At 59.0% G+C, this 3,622-nt stretch carries 4 protein-coding genes and 1 pseudogene; 3 read left to right on the top strand and 2 right to left on the bottom strand.

The window, feature by feature from the left end:
- Positions 1–320 (bottom strand): SDR family NAD(P)-dependent oxidoreductase (locus JL811_RS19725; protein ID WP_202690413.1); only part of this gene is annotated, 320 nt, incomplete at its 3' end.
- A 420-nt stretch (positions 321–740) separates the two neighbouring features.
- Between JL811_RS19725 and JL811_RS20210 the strand changes: the two genes are divergently transcribed.
- The 3 genes and pseudogenes from JL811_RS20210 to JL811_RS19710 all read left to right on the top strand — a co-directional run.
- Positions 741–1,739 (top strand): Hint domain-containing protein, encoded by a 999-nt coding sequence (locus JL811_RS20210; protein WP_202690412.1) that lies wholly within the window; start codon positions 741–743, stop codon positions 1,737–1,739.
- Positions 1,740–2,178: 439 nt separating this feature from the next.
- Entirely contained in the window at positions 2,179–2,817 is a 639-nt protein-coding gene (locus JL811_RS19715; RefSeq protein WP_202690411.1) for a hypothetical protein, read from the top strand.
- A 73-nt stretch (positions 2,818–2,890) separates the two neighbouring features.
- Positions 2,891–3,124: pseudogene (locus JL811_RS19710) on the top strand (IS21 family transposase); the annotation flags it as partial.
- 29 nt (positions 3,125–3,153) lie between these two features.
- Here the strand turns inward: JL811_RS19710 and JL811_RS19705 are convergent.
- Positions 3,154–3,622, bottom strand: a 469-nt coding sequence (locus JL811_RS19705) for an IS3 family transposase (RefSeq protein ID WP_202690410.1), incomplete at its 5' end; no start/stop codon positions are given.

Raw genomic sequence — 3,622 nt, 5'->3', positions numbered from 1 at the left:
TCCAGCATCGGCTTTTTCAGCACCATGCCCACGGTGTTGATCGCGATATCCGGCCGGCCGACGGCCGCAATGGTGTCGGCAAACAGCTTCTCAACCGCGCCTGCGGTCGACAAATCCGCCTGCAGCGTCACGGCCTTGGCGCCCGCCGCCTGAACCGCCGCAACGGTCTCTTGCGCCGCCGCTGCCGTTGCATCGCTGTTGTAATGGATCACGATCGCCTTGGCGCCCTGAGCCGCGAAATCACGCGCAATCAGGCCGCCAAGGTTTTTCGCGCCGCCCGCGATCAGAATCGTCTTGCCCGCTATGGTACGGTTGGTCATCGTTAACTCCTTCACTCACACAACAGGGTCCAAAGGCCCCGTCGAGCCTTTCAACAACTCACCCCACCTCTGACGCGCGCGCTGGAATACACGCTGAGGCGGAACTTCAAGGGCAAGATGCGCCCTGTAGTACAGGCGCCCATCCAGACAGGTTACCGTCCGAACCTTGCCGCTTACCTTGAGCTTCGGCAGAAATCTGCATCCTTGCCCTTTGGACGATCTACTTCAGTCGATACCTAAGTAAAGTTCGCTATTTAGATACCGTTACGTCAAGACAGCGCACCCATTAGCGAAATCAGCATGAAGCTTGGCCGAGAACTTCACTGCGCAACGGCTTCTGAGTAGATCTGGTCACTGTGGCGCCATTCTGGATCGGCGACCCAAGCACTGGCCTGTGCATAGAGTAGTTCGACTTAAATAGTGTATATTGCATTGCCCCTTCGATTGGCGTGGCTTCTCGCCAATTTTACGCCTGCCGCTTTGGGGTGGAGAACTGTCGCGCTCGAGACTGGAAGCGGCGAGCCAGACGAGGACCGGCGGGTATATTCCGCGGGCTTCGGCGGCGGTCCTGCCAGCCCTCGAAGTGATGCCACAAACCAGGCAGGCACACCTCATGGCAGTGCGGATCAAAGCGTCGCCCAAGCGCAGGACGGACCTGAATGCGTCCATCCAACCGGTCAGAAATCATCGGTATCGTCTGAAGGCGGTGCAGATCAGCTGAACTTCACCGCCCGGCAGGACGGGCCGGAGGTGACAGTCACCCTTGCCGGCAGCGGGGTGACGGATACCGAACAGACCGGCGCGATCTGCTTTGTCCGCGGCACCATGATCGAAACCGACCGCAGCCCCGTCGTCATCGAGGAACTGATGCGGGCGGACCGTGTCGAGACCCTTGATGATGGTTATCAGACCATCCGCTGGATCGGATCGCGTCGCATTCTGTCCGAGGAACTGGCCGAAAATCCGGGGCTGCGCCCGATCCGCATTCGCACCGGCGCACTGGGCCGGGGCGTGCCCGAGGCCGATCTGCGGGTTTCACCGCAGCACAGGATTCTGGTTTCGTCCCGCATTGCTGAACGCATGTTCAAATGTCGTGAAATTCTTGCCCCCGCACGGCAACTGCTTCAGATCAACGGCATTGAGGTCGATGAAGCGGCCGATTTTGTGGAGTATTTTCACTTTCTCTTTGACCGTCACCAGATCGTCTTTGCCGAGGGCAAGCCCATGGAATCCCTCTTCACGGGGATCGAGGCGCTCAACGCCGTCTCGCCGAGGCCCGGCGTGAGATCATCGAGATCTTGCCGGACCTGCTGCAGGCTAATTCCGGTGCAATCTTCAGACCGGTGCGTCCCATCCCCATGGATGAGGAAGCCCGAAAACTGGCCCTCAGGCATGTCCGCTATGGCAATTCCCTTTTGAAGAGCCCGGACCAGATCTGATTTCCCGTCTGTGCCCCCTTTCGTCATCCGACGAGTCTTGAAAGGCTGCATGGCGAGACATGCCCCTTGCAGAAACCTGCGCGCGCAGAGACCGGCCATGAAGCGGATCCGGGCCCGGAACCTGTTGCAGGAAGAACCATCCCACCCACCGATCTGCACAAGGATCTTCACCACAAGACCGCCACCCCGCCGCTTCCTTGATGCAAGTTACGCCATCAGGTTCCGTCACGGCTGGTTTCATCCCCAATAACATTCGCCATCAAGACGCATCAGAGCACCCGGCAGAGAATTTCTTAAAGCGGCGTCTTGGGATTCAATGAAGTTCTGGTGAAAAGGTCAGCTTCGGGGATTCGTCGTCTCGCTTGTGTTCCTTTCGAAGGACCTACCCGCATTTTGCGGTGCAGGAAGGAAGACGGTTTATGGAAGCAACTGACGCGATCCGTTTTGATTTCAGACAGATGGAATCTCACGATGCGGACGACAGGATCGGGTCGCTCGGATTTTCCGCGCCGACGCTTTTGCCCACTCTGGAAGGCACCATTGCGGCAATTGACCTGAAACCCGGCGATCTGATTGTTGGCGCCGATGGCGACTTGCTGCGCGTTGTCGAGACAAGATTAACCCAGTCCAGCGCCCGTCAGGTTTCGCTGCTTTGTTCCGAAACCGGGGAACGTATTGTCGTTGGCGCCTCTCAGATGGTTCAATGCAGGCATTTTCTGACCGCCGCCCTGTTTGGCGTCTATCGGCCGATCATGCTTGCTGCGGATATTGCGTCCTGCCATGGGCATGATCCGGATATCCTTGACGTGCCGCTGGTCCTGCCCGTGTTTGAAACCCCGGGCCTGGTAAACGTGCGGGGGTATCTGTTTCTGTGCCCCGGACTGTCGAACGACGCAAGTCGGATCGATGAGGAGAGGGCAGAATCCGGGCTGAACACCGATATGCATCGAAGACCCCAGTTCGACGCATCCGAAGCAAACAGCCATGAATTCTGCCCTCTTCTAACGCCACTGCAGGTTCGCCAGCTTTCGGAGGCCGGAGTGCTTCGCGGGAGCTAGGGTCTTGATAACAAGTTGACCTGCCACGGGATTTTTCCTCCAAAAGCGACTAGAGTCCGGCCCATAGAGAGGACGGACTATGAAGCAACTGCATGCCGATCTCGTGGCGCTTGGCTTCACGGGTTCATATGCCCAGGTCGCAGCATTTGCACGATAGTGGCGCGCCGATCGGCAGCGCGAAGAGCAGACGACGGGGCGCGGGACCTTCGTGCCGCTGCACTTTGACCCCGGTGACGCCTTCCAGTTCGACTGGAGCGAGGATTTTGCGGTTCTGGGCGGCGGGCGCGCCAAGCTGCAGATCGCCCATTGGACTTGCGCGACTTTTGTGGAGAGCGTTTAGCTCGCTTGCCGAACCTTTCGCTCGAAAGCGATGGGTCTCTGGAAGCCGAGCGATGAATGCCGCCTGACGATGTTATAGAACCCGTCGATGTATCTGGCGACGGCGTTTTCGGCCTGCTGGCGGGATTGCCATGCAACCGGCCAGATCAGCTCTGACTTGATGGTCTTGAAGAACGTTTCCACCATCGCGTTGTCGTAACAGTTACCGCGCCCGCTCATCGAGATTAGGATGCCCCGTCTGCGGAGCAGCGCCTGATAGTCGACCGAGCAGTATTGCGACCCGCGGTCGGAATGGTGGACCAATCCCGGCGCAGGGTTGCGAGCCACGAGAGCACGGCGCCGGGCTTCTACCGCGAGATCACGCTTCAGGCGATCACTCGTGGCCCAGCCGACGACGCGCCGGGAGAAGAGATCCAGCACGACCGCGAGGTAAAGCCAGCCCTCCGCTGTCCAGATGTAGGAGATG

Origin of the sequence: Szabonella alba (assembly GCF_016765775.1) — a bacterium.
Classification (GTDB): domain Bacteria; phylum Pseudomonadota; class Alphaproteobacteria; order Rhodobacterales; family Rhodobacteraceae; genus Szabonella; species Szabonella alba.
The sequence above is the reverse complement of the archived record's forward strand: the minus strand, read 5'-3'. Positions and strand labels throughout refer to the sequence as shown.